The organism is Bacillus sp. NTK074B, assembly GCF_017303375.1.
Lineage (GTDB): Bacteria > Bacillota > Bacilli > Bacillales > Bacillaceae_B > Rossellomorea.
In genome coordinates this window covers 1-264 of the sequence record NZ_JAFKOH010000126.1, presented here as the reverse complement: position 1 = coordinate 264, position 264 = coordinate 1, and the positions used below count along the sequence as shown (strand labels likewise).

The window sequence follows — 264 nt, the reverse complement described above, 5'->3', positions numbered from 1 at the left end:
CGGCGCCGGCTATCGTGAGGAAACAGGGGGAACGGGCATGGGTCTGAAAGACCGGTACGGAAACGCGGTCAGCACCGCCTCGGCCGAGGCCGTCGCGGCCTATGACCGGGGCGTCGAGATGTTCCTGTCGGATATCTGGGGCGCGGGCGCGGTTTTCGAGGAAGCGCTCGCGGCCGATCCGGGCTTTGCCATGGCGCTGGCCGGTCTTGCTCGCGCGCAGGCCACGGAACCCGCGTTGGCGCGCCAGACCCTTGCGCGGGCCGA

1 protein-coding gene is annotated in these 264 nt (G+C 70.5%); it reads left to right on the top strand.

Annotation, left to right across the window (positions count from 1 at the left end):
- Positions 1-37: 37 nt before the first annotated feature.
- A partial coding sequence (locus JI667_RS21685) for a hypothetical protein (protein WP_206858540.1) occupies positions 38-264 on the top strand: 227 nt, incomplete at its 3' end.